A 23,005-nucleotide genomic window follows, 5' to 3' on the forward strand; every position below is an offset into this window, starting at 1 on the left:
TTGGGGCGGCCGGCTCAACCGCCGATCACGGCCCGGAGTTCTTCTTCGGTCTGGGGTCCAAAACGGGTCTCGACCAGATCGCCGCCCGGATTAACCAGAAAAGTGGCAGGCAGCGCGACCGGTAACTTCCAGCCGAACCCCGGCCCTGGATCGTCCGCCAGCATGGTAAATTCAATCCCCATACGCTCGCCCAGTTCGACCAATGCGTCGCCCCGCACCCCATCAAAATTGACGGCTAGTACGGTAATGTCGGGCGCCTTGTCCAGCTCATTGAGCTCGGGAATTTCTTCGAGGCACGGTTTGCACCATTCCGCCCAGTAGTTAACCAACACCCACTGGCCGCGCAAGGTGTCCCAGTTCAGTTTTGTGCCTTCTGCCCGCTCAAGCTCGATTTTCTGGCAGCCGGACATCGCCAGAATGAGCAGCGCCACGGCCAGAACATGCAGGCCGGAACGCCTACGGACAGAATCAGGGTACTGCACTGGAAAACCTCCTGTTAGACTACCGGCCACAGAAATCGTGGACTCCATTCAGACAATCAGGCACGAAGATGACAGAACCCACCCGGATTTTCCACAACCCTCGCTGCTCGAAATCCCGCCAAACCCTTGAACTGCTTACCGAACGGGGAATTGAGCCAGAGATTATACGCTACCTGGAAACACCACCGACAGAGCAGGAGCTCAAGGATATCCTGAACGCACTGGATCTTCGCCCCCGCGAACTGATGCGCACGAAAGAAAAAGAGTATAAAGAACAGGGCCTGAACAGCCCCGACCTGAGCGACGAACAACTCATCGCCGCGATGGTAGCAACACCGAAACTGATTGAACGACCGATTGTGACCGCCAACGGCAAAGCAGCACTTGGCCGGCCACCGGAAAACGTTCTCTCGATCCTGTAACGCCCAACAATCTCCTCCAGCCAGATCAGAAGGATCTCTGAAGATGTCCGATCAATTGCCCTATGTTCTCGTGCTATTTTACAGCCGCACAGGCCAGACTGCGGAGCTGGCCAGCCAGATTGGTCGTGGTGTGGCGCGGGTAACAGGCATGGAAGCGAGGTTGCGGGCGGTACCACCGGTTTCACCGGACACGGAAGCATCCCTGCCCGCAGTTCCGGACTCTGGAGCGCCCTACGCCAGCAAATCCGATCTCGCAAATTGCGCCGGCCTTGCCATCGGCAGCCCCACCCGCTTCGGCAACATGGCAGCGCCCCTGAAGCATTTCCTCGACACGACCGGCGACCTCTGGCTGAGCGGAACCCTGGAAGGCAAACCGGCGGGCGCGTTTACCTCTACCGGCAGCCTCCATGGCGGGCAGGAAACGACTCTCATGACCATGATGATGCCGCTGCTGCATCATGGCATGGTGGTCTGTGGTCTCCCCTACTCGGAGAAGAGTCTCGGCGAAACGGACACCGGTGGCACACCCTACGGCCCTACCCACTGGGCCGGAACCGGCGAACAGCAACCCCTGAGCACGCATGAGAAAGCCCTGTGCCAGGCCTTCGGCGAACGTCTGGCGCGACTGGCGCTGAAACTCGCTGACTGATACGCGACCGGGCGCAGGACGTACTTTGCTTTACACTTACCGACTCCGGAACACACTATGCTGAACAACCCGAAGGCCCGCATCACTGTGCGGGCGACGATCGCCCTTTACATCGGCGTGCTTGCCACCCTGCTGATTACCACGTTCTACCCGGCTCCCGTCGAGGGTGTTTCAATACCCCTGATGCTGGCGGTGAAACTGGTCCCGCTTCTGCCCTTTGCGGTCACGGTCTTTCGCGGTCACAATCGGGGCTATATCTGGATGTCCTTCGTGGTGATCTTCTACTTCACTCAGGCCGTTGTTTCGGCATGGCTGAGCGAAGGCGCCCCGGGGCCGGTCATTTTGACGGTACTGACCTTCCTGTTGTTCACTGTTGCCATGATTCACCTGAAGGTGAACCGGCCGGTGGCAGACGGAAACACACCCTGAAGACCTGGAACTGACCCTCTATGGCTGACACAAGCAACTCCGGAACGGTGCAGCGGCCACCCGCGCCGCCCAGAAGTACCCTGACCCTGAGAGATGTTTGCACCGCGCTTGTTACCAGCGGGGAAATCAGCCAGGAAGACGCAGAGCGGGTGTTGTCGGCCAACCTGGGCGCGGCAACCGGCGACGGACAGAAAGGCAGGCGCCACCCGCTGGAACTGGTGGCGATTGCCGCGCTGACCAGCCAGAAGAGCGGTCGTACCCTGGATCTGGATCGGCTGACTCACTGGCTGGCCGACTGGGCGGGGCAACCCTATTACCATATTGATCCCCTCAAGATCGACACACCCGCCATTGCCCGGGTGATGTCTTACGCCTTTGCGCAGCGCCATGGCATCCTGGCCGTTGAGATCGGCGCCGATGAGGTGCTGATCGCCAGCGCAGAACCTTTCAAGAGCGATTGGGTGCAGAACCTTCAACAGGCCGTTCGCAAGGATATCCGGCGCGTTGTCGCCAATCCCGAGGATATCCGCCGGTACACCGTGGAGTTCTACCAGCTCGCCAATTCCGTCAGCAAGGCCAGCGGCAGCCAGGGCCCGGGTGTTGCCGGCAACCAGAATTTCGAGCAGCTGCTCGATCTTGGCGCCAGCGAACATCCGGACGCCAATGACCAGCACGTCGTCAAGATTGTCGATTGGTTGCTCCAGTACGCCTTCGACCAGCGCGCCTCGGATATTCACATAGAGCCCCGCCGCACGGTCACCCAGGTCCGGTTCCGGATCGACGGCGTTCTGCACAACGTTTATGAGTTCCCCGAGCATGTGGGCGTGGCGGTGACCAGTCGCCTCAAGATCCTCGGTCGCCTGAATGTGGCGGAAAAACGCCGCCCCCAGGACGGTCGTATCAAGACCCGCAAACCCGACAACCGGGAGGTGGAACTGCGTCTGGCCACCATGCCGACTGCCTTTGGCGAAAAGATGGTCATGCGGATCTTTGATCCAGACGTGCTTTTGAAGTCCTACGAGCAACTGGGATTCGGCAAGGAAGACCGCCAGCGCTGGCAGGAAATCACATCCCGCCCACACGGCATCGTCCTTGTCACCGGGCCCACTGGTTCCGGCAAGACCACGACCCTGTATTCGACCCTGAAACAGATTGCATCGCCCGAGCTAAACGTCTGCACCATCGAGGATCCCATCGAAATGGTGGAGCCGGCGTTCAACCAGATGCAGGTTCAGACCAATATCGACCTGACCTTTGCAGCCGGCGTAAGGGCGCTGCTGCGTCAGGACCCGGATATCATCATGATCGGCGAGATCCGCGACCTGGAAACGGCGGAAATGGCCGTGCAGGCTGCCCTGACAGGCCACCTGGTGCTATCGACCCTGCATACCAATGACGCCCCGAGTGCGATCACCCGAATGATGGAACTGGGCATTCCGCCTTACCTGATTCGGGCAACGGTACTGGGCGTGATGGCACAACGGCTTGCCCGAACTCTGTGCCTCCATTGCAAGGCGCCCGGGCCCGCGGACGAACAGGCGTGGCAGACCCTCACCCGGCCCTGGAAATCGCCGGTTCCAAAGCAGTTCTATCAGCCCGTGGGTTGCCTGGAATGCCGGAACACAGGGTATCTTGGCCGCGCAGGGGTTTATGAAATTATGACGCTGTCTGGCGCATTGCTACGACAGATCACCGATCATTGCGAGCTGGAGCAGCTCAGGCTGGATGCCTACAAGGAAGGCATGAAATCCCTGCGCTTGAGTGGTGCACAGAAAGTGGCCGCCGGCCAGACAACGGTGGAAGAGATTCTGAGGGTGACGCCGGAAAGCCAGCGCTGAATGAGGGTCAGGCTCCCGGGCGCAATCCGCACTGGCCCAGTAATTCCTGCCAGGCTTTGGTGTGGGCCATCATGGCCACGTCCAGTTCCCGCCACAGGCTGGCCTCGGCGCTCTGTGAGAGATGCCGCTCATACCAGCCGGCGAAACTTTCTGGCATGACCGCCCGCTGCATTTCCGCCAACTGCTCGAACGGCTCGATGAGCGCCACCCGTCCCTGGGTCACAGTGCTCATATAGGGTTGGATCTTTTCGATATAAACACTGAAAAACATACTCTGAACAATATCCGACTGGTTGTTCGGCTGGCCGTTAATACACAGAGGCTTGCCCTCAATTCTCTGCCTGAGCAATGCCGTCCCGTCCTTCAGCCTTGCAGTCAGAAGAAGCGCGCTGTTGATCAACTGACCGGCGCGGTATTCTGCCTGCCAGCGCTGATGAACGTCGCCGGCAAAGTCGAGGGAAACCGCCAGATCTTCAGAGTACAAACGGGCCACTGCTGCGTTCAGGCTGTCGATATCAAGGGCGAGATCAGACACCGGATTGCCCTCTGGCGCGACGGGATAGTCACCCTTGGCCAGGGTAAACAGTTTTTCGATTTCTTCGACGCCCCAGGTGGCATTCCAGATAGCAATGGGCAGGGATTCAAGCTTGCTGTCGATACCACCGGCAAGCTCTTCGGCAAATTCTTCATCTTCTATATCCGGCAGACAGTCCCTGGCCGCTTCGATAAACCGGATTTCATAACGAAGGCGGTTCAGGGGTTGCATAACCCGCCCCATCACCGAGTTTTTCTCACCAACAACGTACTGGAGTTCACAGCCGTAGAGCGATAGAAAATCGAGCATTCCCATGTCCAGTTCGGGCATGGTCAGCACACGGTCACGGCGGCGGGGAAGCTGGCTGGCGGAGGGAATGTCAGAAAACTCGGGATCGGCTTCCAACACGCGGGCCACCCGCTCCACATACTCGTCCATCATGGGACGCGCATCCGAGAACGGGTCGCAACCGGCAAGAAGCACGGCGAGAACCGGCGCAAAGATTCTGCAAATTCCGGTTCCGGGCATTCATTCCTCCTGCGATGGCGTTAAAAAGCCCTGGGCCTAGCGCTTTTGCAGCAGGGCATCAACCTCCGCAAAATCACGGGCAACGAAACGTTCGGTTTCCGGCAGATCTCCCTCGCGAACAAGCCAGGCAGTTTGCATGCCGGCTTCCTCGGCTGCCTCCAGTTCGGCTTCCACATCAGACAGGAACAGCACCGTGCAGGCCTCGACGCCCAACTCAGACAGAATATTCCGGTATGAAACGGTCTCTTTCTTGCCACCGATGCGGGTATCGAAATAGCCCGAGAAAAACGGCGTAAAATCGCCTTCCGTGGTAAAACCGAAAATCAGCTTCTGGGCTTTCACCGAACCTGATGAATATACGAACAAACGCAGCCCCCGATCATGCCAGCGTTGAAGGTAGTCGGCTGCGTCAGCATAGATGTGCCCTTTCAGCTCTCCCTGCTGATAGCCCTGCTCCCAGACCATGCCCTGCAGCGTCTTAAGAGAGGTTTCCTTGCGGTCTTCCCTGATCCAGGTTTCAAGCACTTGGATCAGCCCTTCGACATCCTCACGCGCAACGCCTGAAACCTCGGCCACTGCGTCCAGTTGCTCAGACACAGCCGAGCTGTCCTGATGCTGGTCACGGACAAAACGCGGCAGGTGCTCGCTGGCATAGGGAAACAGGACATCGTGCACAAACGAAATAGAGCTGGTGGTGCCTTCGATATCCGTGAGCACAACCCGGATCATTCGGCCGCTCCTGCCAGCGCCTCATAGCGAGGCAGGCGACCGGCGATGTCTTCACCGGTAAAGTCCGCCACCCAGCCCTCGGGGTTGGTGAACAGGCGAATGCAGGTAAACGCAGGTTCCGGGCCCATATCAAACCAGTGGCGAGTGCCATCGGGCACACTGATCAGATCGTTTTTCTGGCACAGCACGGCGAAAACCTCGTTGCCGAAGTGCAGGTAAAACAGGCCCTGGCCACGGACAAAGAAACGAACTTCGTCTTCACTGTGGGTGTGCTCATCCAGGAACTTTTGCCGGAACGCGTCTTTCTGCGGATTGTCCGGGTTCAGGCTGATCACATCCGCGGTCTGAAAACCACATTCGTGCTTCAGTTTCGAGACTTCCTCGCTGTAGGCCTCAAGGATGTCTTCCTGGGAGGCGTCAGCCGGCAGATCTTTCGTTGGCCACTGCTCATAGCGCACACCGTGCCGGGCCAGAAGCTCCCGTATTTCTTCAGGATTCCCGGTCACTTTGCGTGCCTTTTCGGGCTGGCTCTGGTCGAAAATACTCAGGGTAGTCATGGGCGAACCCTCATGGTTTCAAGCTCACATTCAAACAGGAATTCAAAGGCCTCGACATGGCGCAGGCAATCGGCCATGGTTTTGCCCCAGGTGTACAGGCCATGGCCACGAATCAGGTAGCCTGGCTGTTCCGGATGCTCCCGGAACCATTCGCGAGTTTGCTCCGCCAACGCGTCGATGTCCTGGGTGTTGTCGAACACCGGAACCGTCAGGACTGATTCGTGGGTCTCAACGCCGGTAAACGCCTTCTGCAGCTCATAGCCTTCCAGCGCCAGTGGCTGGCCGGGCTCAAGCAGACGACTGAGCACCGTTGCCTTCACCGAGTGGGTGTGCAGAACCGCGCCCACCTCGGGAAAGACCTCATACAGCACCGTATGCAGCCTTGTTTCTGCAGAGGAGCGACAGTCGCTCTGTACCGGCCGGCCGGCCAGATCGACCACCATGACATCACCCGCCCCCAGCTGTCCCTTGTGACGGCCTGAAACAGTAATGGCGATGTGTTCGGCATCAATGCGGGCAGAATAGTTACTGCTGGTTGCGGGCGACCAACCCTGCTGGTACAGGAATCGACCGGCTTCCACAATCGCATCCGCGGCGACGGCGTATCGGGTTACATCAAACACGAGTTCTCTCCCGGGTTTCAGAGCGCTTGGGACACTCCCATGGGCGCCATTATAGGGACGAACCAGCTCCTCGCAAATGATGCCGTGCGGCAATCAGATCGGCGACAATGGAGACAGCAATTTCTGCCGGTGTCTTGCTCGGAATATCAACACCAATGGGAGCTCGCAGGCGTTCGAGTGCCTCTTTTTCAAGCCCCAGAGATGCCAATCGTTCCCGCCGGGCTTCCGAAGTTCTTTTCGACCCCATTGCGCCTATGTAAAAGGCACTGGAGTGAAGAGCTGCAAGCAACCCCATATCATCGACGCGCGGATCATGGGCGAGGGCCAGAATACCGGACCAGGCGTCGCCAAACTGTGTCGAAATCAGATCATCGGGCAGGCGCCGGTCCAGGGGAATCCCTTCAAAACTCCAGCCGTCGGCGAAGGCCTCCCTCGGCTCACAGAGGGTGACAGCAAAATCCGCCGCGGTCGCGAATTCAAAAACGTAACGGGCGACTTCGCCGGCACCGATCAGCAACAGCCGGCACTCGGGCTGCAAAGCATGAAGAAGCTGTTCACCGTCGAAGTGGACCGCGTTACCGGCCCGGGAGACAGAATGCTCCAGCGTCGCAGCCCCGTTTATCGGCACGCGACGAACCACCGATTCGCGATCGCGCAAGGCAGCCGCCAATGCCTGAACGTGATCGAGACCCACCTGGCCCCGGTAGGGTTCAATCAGAAGCCGTATCCGGCCACCGCAAGGCAGCTGGAAATGATCCCGGTCATCGTCGGTAATTCCATAATCAACGAAAACCGGATGGTCCGGCCCGTCTTCCGCTGTGCGCCGGAGCAGATCCTCTTCCAGACAGCCACCGGACACCGACCCGCTCCAATGACCGGATTCTGCAATCGCCAGCCAGGAGCCGACCGGACGCGGCGAGGAGCCCCAGGTGTCCACTATGGTGCAAAGCCAGGCTCTCTGGCCTTCCGCCAGCCAGCGAGACATTCTCTCTAATACGGTCTGGCGGCCAGTAGCGACCGAATAGGCAACGCTTGAATCAGGCATTGGCTCTCAATGGCAGGCTACGCTGCCGCTTTCCATTGAGCGCAAACAGCGCATTTCCCAAGGCCGGGATCACCGGCGGCACGCCCGGCTCGCCGACTCCAGTCGGCGACTCGCTGCTTGCAACAATATCCACCAGTACCTCAGGACGCTCGTACTGCCTCATTAGGGGATAGTCGTGGAAGTTGCTCTGCTGGACCTCGCCATTCTCCAGCGTGATTTCTCCATAAAGTGCCGCGGTCAGCCCAAACAGGATACCGCCCTCGATCTGGTCCTCCACGATACGGGGGTTTACGACCTGGCCACAGTCCACCGAGCAGGTGACCTTGTATACCCGGATCGCACCATTCTCGATTCCGGCTTCCACCACCTGGGCAACGTACGTTCCGAAACTCCGGAACAGGGCGAGCCCCCGGGCCCGACCCTCTGGCACCGGCGACTGCCAGTCGGCCAGCCTGACAACCCGGTCAAGCACTTCAAGGTGCCTCGGCTCGTGGCCAATCAGGCGACGACGGAACTGGTATGGATCCTCACCTGCCTCATGGGCAAGTTCGTCCATGAAGGTTTCGACGGCAAACCCGTTGTGGGAGAAACCTACCGAACGCCACCAGGTAATCGGAATGCCGGGATCGGTGTGGGTATGACGGATATCAACGTTGGACACCCGGTACGGATACTCGATGGCACCCTCGATTGCGGAGAAATCCTTCGGCGTCGCAATGCCTTCGGCCATCAGGCCGACACTGCCCAAAGTGTCGTACATGAATTTTGGCGCCCAGGGATACTGGGCAGGGGCCGCATTGCGGACATACCAGTCCAGGATCTGAGGACCAACAATCTGGTGATGCCAGCCCGTCAGCTCAGCACCAGACAGGCTGGCTTTCATACGGTGCAGCATGGCCGGGCGATAAAGATCGTGGCGGGTGTCCTCTTCACGGGACCAGATGACCTTAACCGGCCGTCCGACCCGGTAGGCCACTGCCGCCGCCTCTTCGATATAGTCCTGAGTCAGTCGACGGCCAAAACCGCCGCCGAGAAAGGTCGTATTGATAGTGATATCGTCGGGGCCAAGATTGGTCACCCGGGCTGCTGCAATCCGGCCAAGGTCCGGCGCCTGTGTAGGGGCCCACACTTCCATGCCGTCCTCTCGGTACCAGGCCGTGGCATTCATGGGCTCCAATGTCGCGTGGGCCAGGTAGGGCTGGGCATATTCCGCTTCCACTACCCGGTCGCCCTCCTCCATGGCACTGGCAAAACTGCCCTCACTACGCTCGGACTCTCCGGGATCGTCATCGGCGGCGGCGCGGTAGGAGTCGAACACGTCGCCCGTAGACAGAGACACGGCATCCGAAAAATCCCAGTCTATCTTGAGCGCGTCCTGAGCCTTCCGGGCACGCCAGTATTTGTCGGCAACAACGGCCACGCCACGCTCGATCTCAAATACATCAAGCACACCCGTCATTGCACGGACCTGATCAGCGTTGAAGTCCCGGACCCGGCCGCCGCTCCGGGGAGGCCGTGAAACAACGCCGTACACCATGTCCGGAAGATCGACATCAATCCCGTAAACTGCGGTTCCCGTGGACTTCGCCCGGGCATCGAGTTTGCCTCGCTGCTTGCCAATGTATTTCCATTCGCTCTGCGGCTTGAGCGCTATGTCACCACGCAGCACTTCTTTGGCGGCCAACTCAACCAACTGGCCATAGGCCATGGAGTCGATACCGTTCGGGTGCACCACCCTGCCTTCACTGGCGCGACATTCGGTTGCTTCGACGTTCCATACACGTGCTGCCGCCATAACCAGCATTTGCCGGGCTTCCGCTCCGGCCGTTCGAAGCGGCTCCCAACTGGTCGCAACACTGGTGCTACCGCCTGTCAGTTGCAGCTTGTACAGAGGATTTCGATACTCCGGCGCCACCGGTGCAAAGCGTGGGGTGATCCGCTCCGGCTGGATTTCCAGCTCTTCGGCAATCAAAGTGGTCAAGCCGGTGTAGGTGCCTTGCCCCATTTCGACCCGGGCCAGGGTGAAGAAGACTTCATCATCGGCAGTCAGTTCCAGCCAGGCATCGGGACGCCATTCGCCCGTGTCCGACTCATACCCCGTCTGGATTCCCGCGCAGCCCGGCAACGTTATTGAAACCATGAGGCTGCCGGAGGCACCGGCACTGACCTTGAGGAAATTTCGTCGATTCATCGCCATGTTATGCGCCCCCCCCCTGAGCGCCGTCTGACGTATCAGCGACGACGGATTCCACGGCTGCAATGATCCGCGAGTAGGTGCCGCATCGGCAAAGATTGCCTGTCATGGCCGCGACAATTTCCTCACGTGAAGGCGCCGGATTGCTGGCCAGAAGGTGGGCCGCACTCATGATCTGGCCCGACTGGCAGTAGCCGCATTGAGGAACGCCGTGTTCTATCCAGGCATCCTGCAGTGCATGAAGACGACTTCCCTCCCCCAGGCCTTCAATCGTAACCACATCACCACCCGCGGCCATTTCGACCGGTGTCGAGCAGGAGCGCACAGGCTGCCCGTTCAGGTGAACTGTGCAGGCACCACAGAGGCCCGCGCCGCAACCGAATTTAGTTCCCTTGAGCCCCAGCTCATCACGCAATACCCATAGAAGAGGCGTATCCCCTTCAATGTTCAGCGACCGCTCGTCGCCATTGACTGTCAGGCTCACGGCCATCCCAACCCTCTCCTTTACCTGCATCCGGTGTTGTTTCCGGATTTATTATTGTCGCTACCCCTATGGCAGATACCAGAGTCCTATCTGACGACTTCTTCGCCATCCTTGTTAACCCAGATCTTGCGTTCGCCGGACTCCATCTTGCCGTTTGAGTCCCAGACCTCCCGATCCGTTGTGGCCTCTTCAACCTTGCCGTTGTCGTTCCAGATAACTCGATCCTTACAGCCCGCCAGTGCCAGTACGGCGAATACAACCAATACAGCTTTTTTCACGACGATAACCTCCGTTCAGCCGCCACCGCGGCTCTTATTAAGGAATACCTGGGATTGGCAGCCCTAACGGCTGCCGTGGAGTTCACGATTATGCTGCTTATCCCGGTCACTCTTTCGCACCATGACATAAACAGCCCCCGTACCACCATGGTGTTTCTGGGCCGAATGAAAGGCCAGGACATCGTCCAGCTCCGGCAACCATTTGGCGAGGTAGCTTTTCAACTGGGCGATACCATCAGGATTACGCTCGCCCTTGCCATGAAGAATGATGACCGACCGCAGGCCATAGCGCACGCAATCACCGATGAACCTGAAGACTTCGCGACGGGACTGCTCAACGGTCATACGGTGCAGATCAAGGCGCGCTTCGATCGGATACTGGCCCAGCCGGAGCTTTCGAAATACGCCGTGCTGGATGCCTGGCCGCTGCCAGCTCAGGATATCGTGGGCCGTAAGCGGCTCTACCATGTCGGAAGTCAGGGGATTGGTGTCCCGCGCGGGCTTTTCAACAGCCGCCCGCTGACGTTCCAGATGACCTGGCGTCAGTTCCCGGGGCGTTGTCACCTCGGCCCGGTTGGGCTTGCGGATACGCCGGACGTCTTTCATTTCCTCAAGGAAGCTGAGGCGCTCTTCTTTGGTAGTCATGGCGTTACAATTAATGACCTGTTTCAGAGACCGACTTTACCACCTGGGTAACCGGCCTTAAAGAAAACTGATCTATGTCAGACTTATTGCGACCAAAATCGTAGGGCAACAGATGCTTTGGCTACACTACACTTCAGACGGACAATAATAACCAGCGAGTGACGACGGACATGGCCTCAGCGCACCAGGAAAATGACCGCCCGCAGAACATCCGCGCCATCATGACGTTTTTGCGGGAACACGCGCCTTTCTCCAGCATGGATGACTCCCATCTTGCGCATTTCGCGGAGAACGCCTCCATCCAGTTCTACGCCGATGGCGATATCGTGCTGTCTCCGGATCAGGATGTCGTTAAACGATTTTACGTGGTCAAACAGGGGCGGATTCGTGGCGAGCGCCACAACGACAAAGAAGACCGCACGGAAACGACCTTCGAGATCAGCCAAGGCGAGTGCTTTCCCCTCGCCGCCATGATCGGCGAACGGCCAACCAGAACCCTGCATCGGGCAGACGGCGACACCTTCTGCCTCAGCATCGGGCAGACAGCGTTCGTTACACTCTTTGCTGAAAGCGAACCTTTCCGGGATTTTTGCCTGCGGGGCGTCAGCAGCCTGCTCGATCAGGTGAACCGGCGCATACAGTCAAGTGCCATGGCCTCAATCGGGTCCAGCACGTCCCTCGATACGCCACTTGAACGCTATGCCCTGCGCAATCCGATTGTCTGCTCGCCCGATCTGCCGGTGCGTAAAGCCGTGGCCCGAATGCACGAAAACAACGTCGGCAGCATTATCGTTACCGATGAAAACCGTATCCCGACCGGCATTTTCACACTGCGGGACCTTCGCACCATGATCGCCGAGGGCACCGGCCCCCTGGATACACCCATACAGCAGGTAATGACCAAGAATCCCTGCTGCCTTCCCTCCCATGCGGATGCGTTCGAAGCTGCCATGCTGATGGCGGAGCATCATTTTGCGCATCTTTGCGTCATCGACGATGACCGTAAACTGATTGGCGTGGTTTCGGAACGAGACCTGTTCTCCCTGCAGCGCGTGGACCTGGTAAACCTTGCCCGCACCATTGGCACGGCCACCCACCTGCGCACCCTGGTCAGCCTGCGAACAGACGTATCACGCCTGGTGGATGCGATGCTCGCCCACGGCGCCGACTCCGGGCAGGTGGTCAAGATCATCACCACGCTCAATGATGTAACCGTCAGACGGGTCCTGGAACTGAACATCAAGAAGAACGACCCGGGCATTCCCTTCTCCTGGCTGACGTTTGGCAGCGAGGGCCGCCAGGAGCAGACCCTGCTGACCGACCAGGACAACGGCATACTGTTCCAGACGCCGGAAGGGATGACCGCCGAACAGGTCCGGGAAAAGCTGTTGCCCTTTGCGCGAAAGGTAAACGACGAACTGGCCGAATGTGGCTTCACCCTGTGCAAGGGCAACATCATGGCCAGCAACCCGAAACTCTGCTTGAGTGACAAGGAGTGGGACGACTGGTTTATCCGGTTCATTGATGCCTCCACGCCCCAGAACCTGGTGTATTCCTCAATTTTTCTTGATATGAGGGCTATCTACGGTCCAACCGAGCCGCTGAACGATCTTCTGGACAAGATCCTCACGCGGATCCGGAAAAACGCCCTGTTCCAGAAAATGCTTGCCGGGAATGCGTTCCAGCGGAAGCCGCCGCTCACCATGTTCCGCAATTTCCGCTATATATCCGAGGGCAACAAGCACTCACTGGACCTCAAGCGTCAGGGCCTGGCGCCGTTTGTTGAGGCAGTGCGGGTTTTCGCCCTGGCGAATGGCGTTGAGACAGCGAACACGCTGGAGCGCATGGATGAGCTGGCGAAAAAGGGCGTCTTCGATCCGAAAGATGCCAACGCCTGGAAGGAAGGTTATAGCCTGATCCAGGCGATCCGCATGCGGGCCCACCAGGAAATGCTGGCAAAGGGAGAGGAGCTCACCAACTACATCGATCCCGACGATCTGAACCCACTCGACCGTCGAATCCTGCGGGAATCTTTCAGGCAGGCGCAGCGGTTGCAACAGAAACTCGAAGTTACCTACCAACTCTGACCTTCAGGCGCGAGACATGCTGGAACAGATCAAACAATGGATTGAGCATCGCCGGGGCGGAAAAATCGGCAGCCACGATCCTGGCAATCTGCCCAACCCGAAAACGCCAGGAGAACAGTTGCTTACGGACTGCCGTCTGATCGTGCTGGATCTTGAAACCACGGGACTGAACCCCTCCAAGGACGAGGTGATCGCTATCGGGGCCGTCGCCATCCGCGGCGGCATTATCCATCTGGGCGACCAGTTCGACCTGATCCTCAGGCGTCCGGAGCTCGACATCCGCGAAACCGTGCTCATTCACGGGATCGGGCCCGAGGCGCTGACCCAGGGGCACGAAATCGAGGATGCCCTTCTCTATCTTCTTGAGTGGATGAACGGCGACCCGATCCTGGCCTACCACTCGGCGTTCGATCAGAAATTTCTGGAAAAGACCCTGAAGGCGCAGCTTGGCTATACCCAGCCTCATACCTGGATGGACGTGGCCGACCTGATGCCTGCATTTTTTCCAAACACCAAGACCGGTGGCAAAGGACTCGACAACTGGGCCGATTATTTCGGCCTTGAAGTCAGCGAACGTCACCACGCCGCTTCCGATGCTCTCGCTACAGCCGAGCTTACCCTGGTCGCACTTAATAAGGCGCGGTCGGAAGGGGTAAAAACACTCAAAGGGCTTTACGACAAGCTCCATTATCATCGGCGCCTGCAAAACATGCATCGTTTCTGAATCGATGCCTGGCGGAACATCGCATTTATAGACCGACGTCACGCCAAATTACTGAGAATTAGACCTTTTGCCAATATCTATAAATCGCTTGACCAGTAAAGTCAGTAGGGACAACTAGTCGGAGAAGTACTTATATGAATAATAAATTCTCTAACAGAAGTGCCTCACCAAAAACCCACCCAACCTCCACAACAACAAAACAGGAGTGATCCTATGTCAGCAGGTCATAGCTACGATGCTGAAGCGTACTGGAAGGCGAATCTGCGCCTGATATTCGGGAGCCTGATAGTCTGGGCCCTGGTATCTTACGGCTTTGCAATTCTGCTCCGTCCGATGCTTGCCGGTATTCCGATTGGTGGTACTGATCTGGGCTTCTGGTTTGCCCAGCAAGGTTCCATCCTCACGTTCATCGCTCTGATCTTCCACTACGCGTGGCGCATGAACAAGATCGATGAAAAATTCGGCGTGCACGAGGAGTAAGAACGAATGAGCCAATTTGCCATTAACATCATTTTCGTAGGGGGCTCATTCCTCCTCTACATCGCAATTGCTATCTGGGCCAAGGCCGGAAGCACGAGTGACTTCTACGTTGCCGGCGGCGGTGTTCATCCGATCACCAACGGCGCAGCAATCGGCGCCGACTGGATGTCCGCGGCATCGTTTATCTCCATGGCAGGTCTGATTGCTGCCGGTGGCTACGCCAACTCCACCTTCCTTATGGGCTGGACTGGCGGTTACGTTCTGCTGGCCATGCTGCTGGCTCCGTACCTGCGGAAGTTTGGCAAGTTTACGGTTCCCGAGTTTATCGGCGACCGTTTCTACAGCAAGAATGCCCGCCTCGTAGCGGTTATCTGCCTGATCGTGGCGTCTGTAACCTACGTTATCGGCCAGATGGCTGGTGCCGGTGTTGCCTTCTCCCGCTTCCTCGAAGTTGATTCCACCGTTGGCCTGATGATCGCGGCTGTTGTGGTATTCGTCTACGCAGTAATGGGTGGCATGAAGGGTATCACCTACACCCAGGTGGCACAGTACTGCGTACTGATTGTTGCCTACACCATTCCTGCGGTGTTCATCTCCCTGCAACTGACCGGTAATCCGATTCCAGGTCTGGGTCTGTTCTCGACTCACGTGGATTCCGGCATGCCGATCCTCAGCAAGCTGAACCAGGTTATCACCGACCTCGGCTTCAATGAGTACACCGCCGATATCGACAACAAACTGAACATGGTTCTGTTTACCCTGTCGCTGATGATCGGTACTGCAGGCCTGCCACACGTTATCATCCGCTTCTTCACCGTACCCAAGGTGGCTGACGCACGCTGGTCCGCAGGCTGGGCTCTGGTATTCATCGCCCTGCTGTACCTGACTGCGCCGGCGGTTGCTTCCATGGCTCGCTTGAACCTGATGACCACCATCTACCCGGACGGCACCTCAGCGGAGCCCATCCAGTACGATGAGCGTCCGAACTGGATCAAGGAGTGGGAAGTAACTGGTCTTATCCAGTTCACCGACAAGAACGAAGACGGCCGTATCCAGCTTTACAACGACAGCGAAGCCTTCGCGCCTACGGCTGAAGCCCGCGGCTGGAACGGCAATGAGCTGGTCGTTAACCGGGATATCCTGGTACTGGCCAACCCGGAAATCGCCAACCTGCCAGGCTGGGTCATCGGTCTGATCGCAGCGGGTGGTCTCGCAGCAGCACTGTCCACAGCGGCCGGTCTGTTGCTGGCGATCTCCTCGGCGGTCAGTCACGACCTGATCAAGGGTTCCATTAATCCGGCGATTTCGGAGAAAGGCGAGCTGCTCGCAGCACGGATATCGATGGCCGTTGCGATCGTTGTTGCCACCTACCTTGGGGCGAACCCTCCAGGCTTTGCGGCACAGGTCGTTGCCCTGGCCTTCGGTATCGCGGCAGCATCCCTGTTCCCGGCGCTGATGATGGGCATCTTCTCCAAGCGCGTGAACAATACCGGTGCCATCGCTGGTATGCTGAGCGGTCTGACGTTCACCCTGGTATACATCTTCGTGTACAAGGGCTGGCTGTTCATCCCGGGTACAGCTAACCTGCCAGACACTCCTGAAAACTGGGTGCTGGGCATCTCCCCGCTGTCAATCGGCGCGGTTGGTGCAATCGTCAACTTTGCGGTAGCCTTCATTGTATCCAACGCAACTGAAGAACCGCCCGTTGAGATTCAGGAACTGGTTGAAAGCGTCCGTTACCCACGTGGTGCCGGTCAGGCTCAAGACCACTAAGCAACATCTCAGCCTGATTTGTTCGATGAACTGACAGGTTGATACTGAACGGGCTTCCTCAATGAGGAAGCCCGTTCTTTTTTGAGGAAGTCATAATATGTTCTGGACATTTGTCGCTACTGTAGTTTGCGGCCTTGGCGCTGCTGGTATTGCACTGGGTATTCGCGCCGCCACTCGAAACAAAGCCCCGAAGTGGATCATCCCCGTTTTTGCCGGCGCGGGCATGCTCGGCTATCTCATTTACATGGAATACAGCTGGTTCGACCAGAAAGAAGCACGTCTGCCGGACGAAGCGGTGGTTGTGAGCACCGAATCCGACGGCATCCTGTGGCGCCCATGGACCTTCGTGCTCCCTTACGTCACCGCATTTTCCACGGTCGACACCAAAAGTATCAGCCGTGATACCAGCAGCGAAGACATCGTCCGGTTTACCCTCTATCGCTTCGAGCAGAAGATGACAGACGCGGTTTCTCATCGCGTTCACATCATTAACTGTGCGACCCGGGAACTGGTACCTCTGGGATCTGACGGAAGCCCGCGAGTGGATAACCTTAAACTGCTCGAGCCCGGAGACCCCCTGTATGAAACCGTCTGCGCCGAGTGATAACTCGTTAGCGTGATGCACCAACCTGCTGATACTGTCGGGAACGCGTAACCATGATTAGTGCCTGGCTGCTGGTCCTCATTTCCATCACCTACATCTCGATCCTGTTCGTGATCGCCTGGGCCGGCGACAAACACCCCGGGTTATATCGCAGGCGCCTGGCACGCACGCACATATACGCACTCTCCCTGGCAGTCTACTTCACCTCCTGGACTTTCTACGGCGCCGTTGGACGCGCCACCCAGGAGGGTCTGGGGTTTCTCCCCATCTACCTCGGGCCCTTGCTGGTCTTCGTGTTCGGTGCGCCCTTGCTGCGCCGGATCATCTATATCAGCAAGCGCAATAACAGTACCTCCATTGCCGACTTCATCGCCTCCCGGTATGGCAAATCCCAGCTCCTGGCCGCAATGATTGCAACCTTTGCCCTGATCGGCAGTGTTCCCTACATTGCGTTGCAACTGAAAGCCATTGCAATGGGCTTCAACGTGCTCTCGGCTACCGGAACAGGCTATGAAGAGCTGAGCACGGCGGCCTGGAGTGACTCCGCGTGGTACATCACCCTTGCCCTGGCGGTCTTTACCGTTCTGTTCGGTACCCGACACCTGGAATCCACCGAGCATCATCGGGGCATGATCCAGGCCGTGGCCTTCGAATCACTGATCAAGCTCGTGGCTTTCGTCGCTGTGGGGCTGTTCGTTGGCTACGGGCTCTATGGCGGGTTTGGCGATCTGTTTGAACGGGCTCGGGACGCCGACCTGATCGGCACCCTGACCACCGATGGTATCGAAGCGCCGGCATTCATTACCCAGACACTCATTGCCATGCTCGCGATCATCTGCCTGCCCCGGCAATTTCATGTCATGGTGGTTGAAAATACCGATCATCGGGACTTCGAGATTGCCCGCTGGGCTATGCCGATCTACCTGATCGTAGCCAGCGCCTTTGTGCTTCCTATTGCCGCTGCGGGCCTGCTGTCGCCCGAGGCCTCTGCTGGAAATCCTGACATCCTGATACTGCAGCTGCCGATCATGGCAGGCGAGGAATGGCTGGCCATACTGGCGTTCCTCGGTGGCGGGTCAGCGGCTGCGGCCATGGTAATCGTGTGCTCAGTGGCGATTGCCACCATGGTCAGCAACGAGATCATCATGCCGGCCCTGCTGAAATTTTTCCGACCAGGCATGAACCGGCGCACGGACCTCAGCTACCTGCTCCTGAGTATCCGCCGGGTCGCTATCTTTGTGGTGCTGCTCACCGCCTATGGTTTTTATCGGATGGCCGGCGAAGACTACAGCCTGACGGCCTTCGGCCTGCTGTCATTTGCGGCAGCGGCGCAGTTCGGGCCGGCGCTGGTAGGCGGCATTATCTGGCGCCGGGGCAATTACATGGGCGCCGTCTGGGGCCTTGGCCTTGGTTTCCTGATGTGGTGTTACACCCTGCTACTGCCGGCACTGGCCACCACCGGTTGGGTCAACGACACACTGATTGAGCAGGGAATCTGGGGACTGAACTGGACGCGCCCCACTGCCCTGTTCGGGTCCGAGCTGGACCAGACCAGTCACGGCATTATCTGGAGCCTCGGCATCAACACTTTGGTGTACATCGTACTTTCGATGCTGACCCGTCAACGTGTCCGAGAGAAGATCCAGATTGCCTCCTTCTTCCACGATCCGCAGCCCAAAGCGGAGACCGCGCAGCATCAGAGCTGGCAGGGCGAAATACTGACATCCGACCTCCAGGCGCTAACCGACCGGTTCATGGGTGAAGAACGCTCGGAAACCATTTTCCGGAATTACGAACGCCGCAACGCCATCCGTTTGCACCCGCACCGCCCGGCATCGGCGCACCTGATGAAATACATCGAGCGCCAACTGGCCTCGGTGATCGGCGCCTCCACCGCCAGGGTGGTCCTGGAATCGACCCTCACCGGCCGGGACATGCAGATCGAGGATGTGGTCAGCATCGTCGACGAAGCGTCCCAGGCCATGACCTTCAGCCGGGAGTTGCTCCAGTCAGCGATTGAAAATATCAGTCTGGGCGTGTCTGTGGTTAACCACCAGCAGCAACTGGTGGTCTGGAACCACCGATATCTGGAACTGTTCACCTACCCGAAGGGCTTCGTCAGGGTCGGTCGGCCTGTTGAAGATCTGATGCGCTATAACCTTACCAATGCCAATCTATCTGCCCGCCGGATTGATGAGATCGTCGTCGATCGCTGCACGAGCATGCGGGAGGGACGGCCGATGTCCTACGAGCGCCAGAGACCGGATGGTACGGTGTTACGCATCGATGGCAGCCCGATACCTGGTGGTGGCTATGTCACCACGTTCCAGGACATCACGGCCATGCGCAGAACCGAGCAGGCCCTCAAGGAGACCAACATCTACCTCGAGCAGCGGGTCAAGGAGCGCACCCAGGAGCTTCAGGTCATCAATGAGCAGATGCTGAAGGCCAAATCGGTGGCAGAACAGGCGAACCAGAGCAAGACACGCTTCCTAGCCTCTGCCAGCCACGACCTTCTCCAGCCCCTGAACGCAGCCAGACTGTTTACCTCTGCTCTCGCCGGGAAAGCAGATGACGGCGAGATGAAAGATCTCGTGGACCACATCGACAGCTCTCTCGGGGCTGCCGAGGAAATCATCAGCACCCTGCTGGATATTTCAAAGCTGGACGCGGGTGCGTTGGAGCCCGATATCGGGGTCTTCCCCGTGAACGAGATCATGCGCCACCTGGCAACCGACTTTTCAGCAATCGCCAAGGACCAGAACCTGGAGCTGCACGTTGTGCCCAGCACGGCCTGGATCCGATCCGATTCCAAATTGCTGCGTCGTGTGGTCCAGAATTTCCTGTCCAACGCCATACGTTACACGCCGGAAGGCAAGATTCTGCTCGGGTGCCGGCGTCTGAAAGGCTATATTCGTATAGAAGTCTGGGATACCGGTCCCGGTATACCCGAGGACCAGCTGGCACACATTTTCGAGGAATTTCGTCGGTTTCAGCATGGCCGGGATAAAAAGGGCCTGGGGCTCGGTCTCGCCATCGTTGACCGTATCAGCGGCATGCTGAACCACCCGGTCAGCGTCCATTCCGTCCAGGGCCGAGGCAGTGTCTTCGGTATCACCGTGCCAACAGCGGCTCCGGAACAGAACGAGACCACCGCTGCCAAGCCCGCATCGGGCTCACGCAGGGTATCCAACCTCGGAGGCCTGCATTTCCTGTGCATCGATAACGATCCGGCTATCCTGCAGGGCATGGTCGCGTTGCTTGGGAACTGGAAATGTGACGTAACGGCCGCCGAAAGCCTGGAAGACGCCATGGAAAAACTGGAAGGGAATCGGCCTGATATTATACTTGCCGATTATCAGCTAGATGATAACAAGAACGGCCTCGATGCCATGGACAGCATTCGCGGTGCTCTTAATGCCAACATCCCGGGCATACTCATCACCGGTTATATGGCGCCTGAAGTTCGGGAGGATGCCATCAACCGGGGCTACCAGATTCTCTACAAACCGGTGAAACCGGCTGCACTGAGGGCACTGGTTAACAAGCTACTGAAACAGAAGCGCTCATGACCGACACCAAAGCGGACGCCAATCCTTTCGGCAAACTCAACTATCTCGTGATCGATGACTTCGAAAATTTCCGGTTGTCCATTCGCCAGATGTTGCGCAGTTGTGGCGCTGACTCTATCGAGCTGGTCTCCAATGCCAGTCAGGCCATCCAGCACTGTACCTACAATCACGTGGATGTCGTGTTGTGCGACTTCAACCTGGGAGAGGGCAAGAATGGCCAGCATATCCTCGAGGACCTCCGGTATAAAAAATTACTGAAGCGCTCATCCCTGTTCCTCATGGTAACAGCGGAGACTTCCAAGGAAATGGTCATGGGGGCGAGGGAGTACCAGCCCGATGCCTATCTGACCAAGCCCATCAACCGGGCTGTACTCGAGAAACGTCTTAGCGCCCTGATCAGCCAGCGCAACACACTCATGCCCATCAATCGGGAAATCGACCGGGAAAACTACCCGGAAGCCATTTCGCTCTGTCTCCAAATGCTGCCCCGGCAGCCACGTTACAAGACCTGGTTAATGAAAACCCTGGGCGACCTGTATTTCCAGCTCGGGGACCTGGCGCACGCGCTCAAAATCTACGATGACGTCCTTGCGCAACGGGAATTGTCCTGGGCAAGGCTCGGACGCTGCAAAGTCCTGCTCGCCAATCGAAGCTTCGACCAGGCGGTAGACGGCCTGCGAGAGGTTATTGCAAATCATCCGGACTACATGGAGGCCTATGACCTTCTGGCAGAGGGGTTCGAACGGCAGGGCCGGCCGACACAGGCACAGCAGGTACTGGAGAAAGCCATAGAGCATTCCCCCAATGCCCTACTTCGGCAAAAGCATCTGGCACAGCTGGCCGGCTCCAACCAGGATCTCGAAACATCATCCGAGGCCTGGCAGCGCACAGTAGAGCTTGGCACCCACTCGATTCACGACAATTCAGAGCATTACCTCGCCTTGGGCCAGACACTTTCCGACCTCAGCGAGGGCAATCTTGAAGAAGATGGCAAAGAAAAAGCCAGGGAAGCACTGACCGTTCTCAAGAAGATGGAAAAACGATTCGAGGCCGAGGAAGGTATCAGTCTGCGGAGCCAGATCGTCCAGTGCCGGGTTTATGCGGGACAGGGTCAGGACAAAGAGGCGACCAAAATCCTCGAGAGGATCAGACCGGAACTCGACAATGCCGCAGCCCTGGATGCCGCAACGGGTCTTGATTACGCCAAGACCCTGTTTCGACTCGGACATGAAAGCGACGCCAAAGCGCTATTACGAGAGATGTCAGAGCGGTTCAGCAATGAGCCTGACATACTTCAGAAGATTGAAAGCCTCCTTGATGAGCCCGTAGGGTTCCGGCAGAAAATCAAAGCCCGAACCCTCAACCGGGATGGCATAAAAGCGTTCGAAGCCGGGAACCTGCAAGAAGCCGTGGAGATCTTTTCAAAGGCTCTGGAAATCGTCCCGGACCACGCTGCCCTGAACCTTAACTTGGTTCAGGTGCTGATGAAGGAGAATGACAACAGTCCCGGTAACGCTGAGCTCCTCAAACGCTGCCAGACTTGCCTGGATCGCCTGGCAGGACTGCCGGAGCAACACCGCCAACATCGGCGCTATATCGCCTTACAACGAAAACTGAAGGGGCTGATGGTATGAAAGACCAGAATATCGATTTTTCCATGGTGCTTGCCTCAGCCGTTCACGATATGAAGAACTCGCTTGGCATGCTCCTTAATTCCCTCGACGAGCTTCGCAGCGAGCACGAGGAAAGCCTCGGGGAATCTTCCCGCTTCAATACCTTGCAGTACGAAGCCGAACGGATGCACAACGATCTGGTGCAACTCCTTGGTATCTACCGGCTTGGCGAGAACAACCTCTCGGCACACATTGAGGAGCACTTTGTGCCGGATTTCCTCTCGGAACACCTGGCCAGACACAACCCTCTTCTGCAAGGGCTCGGCATTGATGTTTCCGTGGACGCTGAGGACATAAACGGCTTTTTCGACGAGGATCTGTTGACCGGTGTACTCAATAACACCATCAACAATGCCATCCGCTATACCCGCAGCAGAATCCGGCTTACCGCTGGTGAGAGAGACGGTTATCTGGTGATCGGTGTTGAAGACGATGGCAAGGGCTATCCCGACAGCATGCAGCACACGGGAACACTCAACTTCAAATCCCTTGATTTCAAGAGTGGCAGTACCAGCCTCGGGCTGTTCTTCGCCTCATCCGTTGCCAGACTGCACAGTGAGGGAAAGCGAAGTGGGTCGATAAAACTCCACAACGGTGGAAGCCTCGGTGGTGGTGTGTTTGAGATCTGGCTGCCCTGATCCAGGTCTTTTCTGA

At 57.8% G+C, this 23,005-nt stretch carries 22 protein-coding genes; 12 read left to right on the forward strand and 10 right to left on the reverse strand.

All coding sequences use genetic code 11. The annotated features are described in order from the left end of the window. Positions 1–14: 14 nt before the first annotated feature. Positions 15–482, reverse strand: a complete 468-nt coding sequence (locus KYE_RS09925; RefSeq protein WP_008172901.1) for a TlpA family protein disulfide reductase — start codon at positions 480–482, stop codon at positions 15–17. Positions 483–550: 68 nt separating this feature from the next. On the opposite strand from KYE_RS09925, the gene arsC reads away from it, so the two are divergent. From arsC to KYE_RS09945, 4 genes are read left to right on the forward strand one after another with little or no spacing between them, the layout of a single operon-like run. Beyond that, complete coding sequence (gene arsC / locus KYE_RS09930) at positions 551–904, forward strand: arsenate reductase (glutaredoxin) (RefSeq protein WP_008172904.1); 354 nt, start codon at positions 551–553, stop codon at positions 902–904. Between the two features lie 43 nt (positions 905–947). Continuing rightward, complete coding sequence (wrbA, locus tag KYE_RS09935) at positions 948–1,553, forward strand: NAD(P)H:quinone oxidoreductase (RefSeq protein WP_008172906.1); 606 nt, start codon at positions 948–950, stop codon at positions 1,551–1,553. Positions 1,554–1,610: 57 nt separating this feature from the next. Further along, the gene (locus tag KYE_RS09940) at positions 1,611–1,982 is read left to right on the forward strand and encodes a DUF2069 domain-containing protein (protein WP_008172908.1); all 372 of its coding nucleotides are present in this window, start codon (positions 1,611–1,613) and stop codon (positions 1,980–1,982) included. Between the two features lie 20 nt (positions 1,983–2,002). Beyond that, a complete protein-coding gene (locus KYE_RS09945) occupies positions 2,003–3,820 on the forward strand; it encodes a GspE/PulE family protein (protein ID WP_008172910.1) in 1,818 nt (605 codons plus the stop codon). A gap of 7 nt (positions 3,821–3,827) precedes the next feature. Here KYE_RS09945 and KYE_RS09950 read toward each other — a convergent pair whose 3' ends face one another. From KYE_RS09950 to smrA, 9 genes are all read right to left on the reverse strand, one after another. Beyond that, the gene (locus KYE_RS09950; protein ID WP_008172911.1) at positions 3,828–4,883 is read right to left on the reverse strand and encodes a DUF3080 domain-containing protein; all 1,056 of its coding nucleotides are present in this window, start codon (positions 4,881–4,883) and stop codon (positions 3,828–3,830) included. A 36-nt stretch (positions 4,884–4,919) separates the two neighbouring features. Next, on the reverse strand, positions 4,920–5,612 hold the full coding sequence (gene mtnC / locus KYE_RS09955; protein ID WP_008172913.1) for an acireductone synthase: 693 nt from the start codon (positions 5,610–5,612) through the stop codon (positions 4,920–4,922). Beyond that, the gene (locus KYE_RS09960) at positions 5,609–6,169 is read right to left on the reverse strand and encodes a 1,2-dihydroxy-3-keto-5-methylthiopentene dioxygenase (RefSeq protein ID WP_008172914.1); all 561 of its coding nucleotides are present in this window, start codon (positions 6,167–6,169) and stop codon (positions 5,609–5,611) included. Before KYE_RS09960 ends, mtnC begins: the two co-directional genes overlap by 4 nt. Further along, on the reverse strand, positions 6,166–6,792 hold the full coding sequence (locus KYE_RS09965) for a methylthioribulose 1-phosphate dehydratase (RefSeq protein WP_008172915.1): 627 nt from the start codon (positions 6,790–6,792) through the stop codon (positions 6,166–6,168). Before KYE_RS09965 ends, KYE_RS09960 begins: the two co-directional genes overlap by 4 nt. Before the next feature lie 49 nt (positions 6,793–6,841). Next, entirely contained in the window at positions 6,842–7,837 is a 996-nt protein-coding gene (locus KYE_RS09970; protein WP_227497803.1) for an XdhC family protein, read from the reverse strand. Continuing rightward, positions 7,830–10,034 (reverse strand): xanthine dehydrogenase family protein molybdopterin-binding subunit, encoded by a 2,205-nt coding sequence (locus KYE_RS09975; protein WP_008172917.1) that lies wholly within the window; start codon positions 10,032–10,034, stop codon positions 7,830–7,832. The genes KYE_RS09970 and KYE_RS09975 overlap by 8 nt, the downstream gene beginning before the upstream one ends. A gap of 1 nt (position 10,035) precedes the next feature. Next, positions 10,036–10,521, reverse strand: a complete 486-nt coding sequence (locus tag KYE_RS09980) for a (2Fe-2S)-binding protein (protein ID WP_008172918.1) — start codon at positions 10,519–10,521, stop codon at positions 10,036–10,038. An 80-nt stretch (positions 10,522–10,601) separates the two neighbouring features. Further along, positions 10,602–10,793, reverse strand: coding sequence for a membrane lipoprotein lipid attachment site-containing protein (locus tag KYE_RS09985; protein ID WP_008172919.1), 192 nt, complete (start codon positions 10,791–10,793; stop codon positions 10,602–10,604). A 63-nt stretch (positions 10,794–10,856) separates the two neighbouring features. Next, entirely contained in the window at positions 10,857–11,438 is a 582-nt protein-coding gene (smrA, locus tag KYE_RS09990; RefSeq protein WP_008172920.1) for a DNA endonuclease SmrA, read from the reverse strand. A gap of 170 nt (positions 11,439–11,608) precedes the next feature. Here smrA and KYE_RS09995 point away from each other — a divergent pair, with 170 nt between their 5' ends. The 8 genes from KYE_RS09995 to KYE_RS10030 all read left to right on the forward strand — a co-directional run bounded on the left by KYE_RS09995 (position 11,609) and on the right by KYE_RS10030 (position 22,989). Continuing rightward, positions 11,609–13,525, forward strand: a complete 1,917-nt coding sequence (locus KYE_RS09995; protein WP_008172921.1) for a putative nucleotidyltransferase substrate binding domain-containing protein — start codon at positions 11,609–11,611, stop codon at positions 13,523–13,525. Positions 13,526–13,541: 16 nt separating this feature from the next. Then, the gene (locus tag KYE_RS10000; RefSeq protein ID WP_008172922.1) at positions 13,542–14,249 is read left to right on the forward strand and encodes a PolC-type DNA polymerase III; all 708 of its coding nucleotides are present in this window, start codon (positions 13,542–13,544) and stop codon (positions 14,247–14,249) included. A gap of 213 nt (positions 14,250–14,462) precedes the next feature. Beyond that, entirely contained in the window at positions 14,463–14,729 is a 267-nt protein-coding gene (locus KYE_RS10005) for a DUF4212 domain-containing protein (RefSeq protein WP_008172923.1), read from the forward strand. Between the two features lie 6 nt (positions 14,730–14,735). Next, a complete protein-coding gene (locus tag KYE_RS10010; protein WP_008172924.1) occupies positions 14,736–16,502 on the forward strand; it encodes a sodium:solute symporter family protein in 1,767 nt (588 codons plus the stop codon). 97 nt (positions 16,503–16,599) lie between these two features. Beyond that, positions 16,600–17,106 carry a hypothetical protein gene (locus KYE_RS10015; protein ID WP_008172925.1) on the forward strand — a complete coding sequence of 169 codons (507 nt, stop codon included), beginning with the start codon at positions 16,600–16,602 and terminating at the stop codon, positions 17,104–17,106. A gap of 53 nt (positions 17,107–17,159) precedes the next feature. After that, positions 17,160–20,678, forward strand: coding sequence for a PAS domain-containing hybrid sensor histidine kinase/response regulator (locus KYE_RS10020; protein WP_008172926.1), 3,519 nt, complete (start codon positions 17,160–17,162; stop codon positions 20,676–20,678). Beyond that, the gene (locus KYE_RS10025; RefSeq protein WP_008172927.1) at positions 20,675–22,312 is read left to right on the forward strand and encodes a tetratricopeptide repeat-containing response regulator; all 1,638 of its coding nucleotides are present in this window, start codon (positions 20,675–20,677) and stop codon (positions 22,310–22,312) included. Before KYE_RS10020 ends, KYE_RS10025 begins: the two co-directional genes overlap by 4 nt. After that, on the forward strand, positions 22,309–22,989 hold the full coding sequence (locus tag KYE_RS10030) for a sensor histidine kinase (RefSeq protein ID WP_008172928.1): 681 nt from the start codon (positions 22,309–22,311) through the stop codon (positions 22,987–22,989). Before KYE_RS10025 ends, KYE_RS10030 begins: the two co-directional genes overlap by 4 nt. The last annotated feature ends 16 nt before the right edge of the window (positions 22,990–23,005 follow it).

It is taken from the genome of Marinobacter manganoxydans MnI7-9 (genome assembly GCF_000235625.1).
GTDB classification, from domain to species: domain Bacteria; phylum Pseudomonadota; class Gammaproteobacteria; order Pseudomonadales; family Oleiphilaceae; genus Marinobacter; species Marinobacter manganoxydans.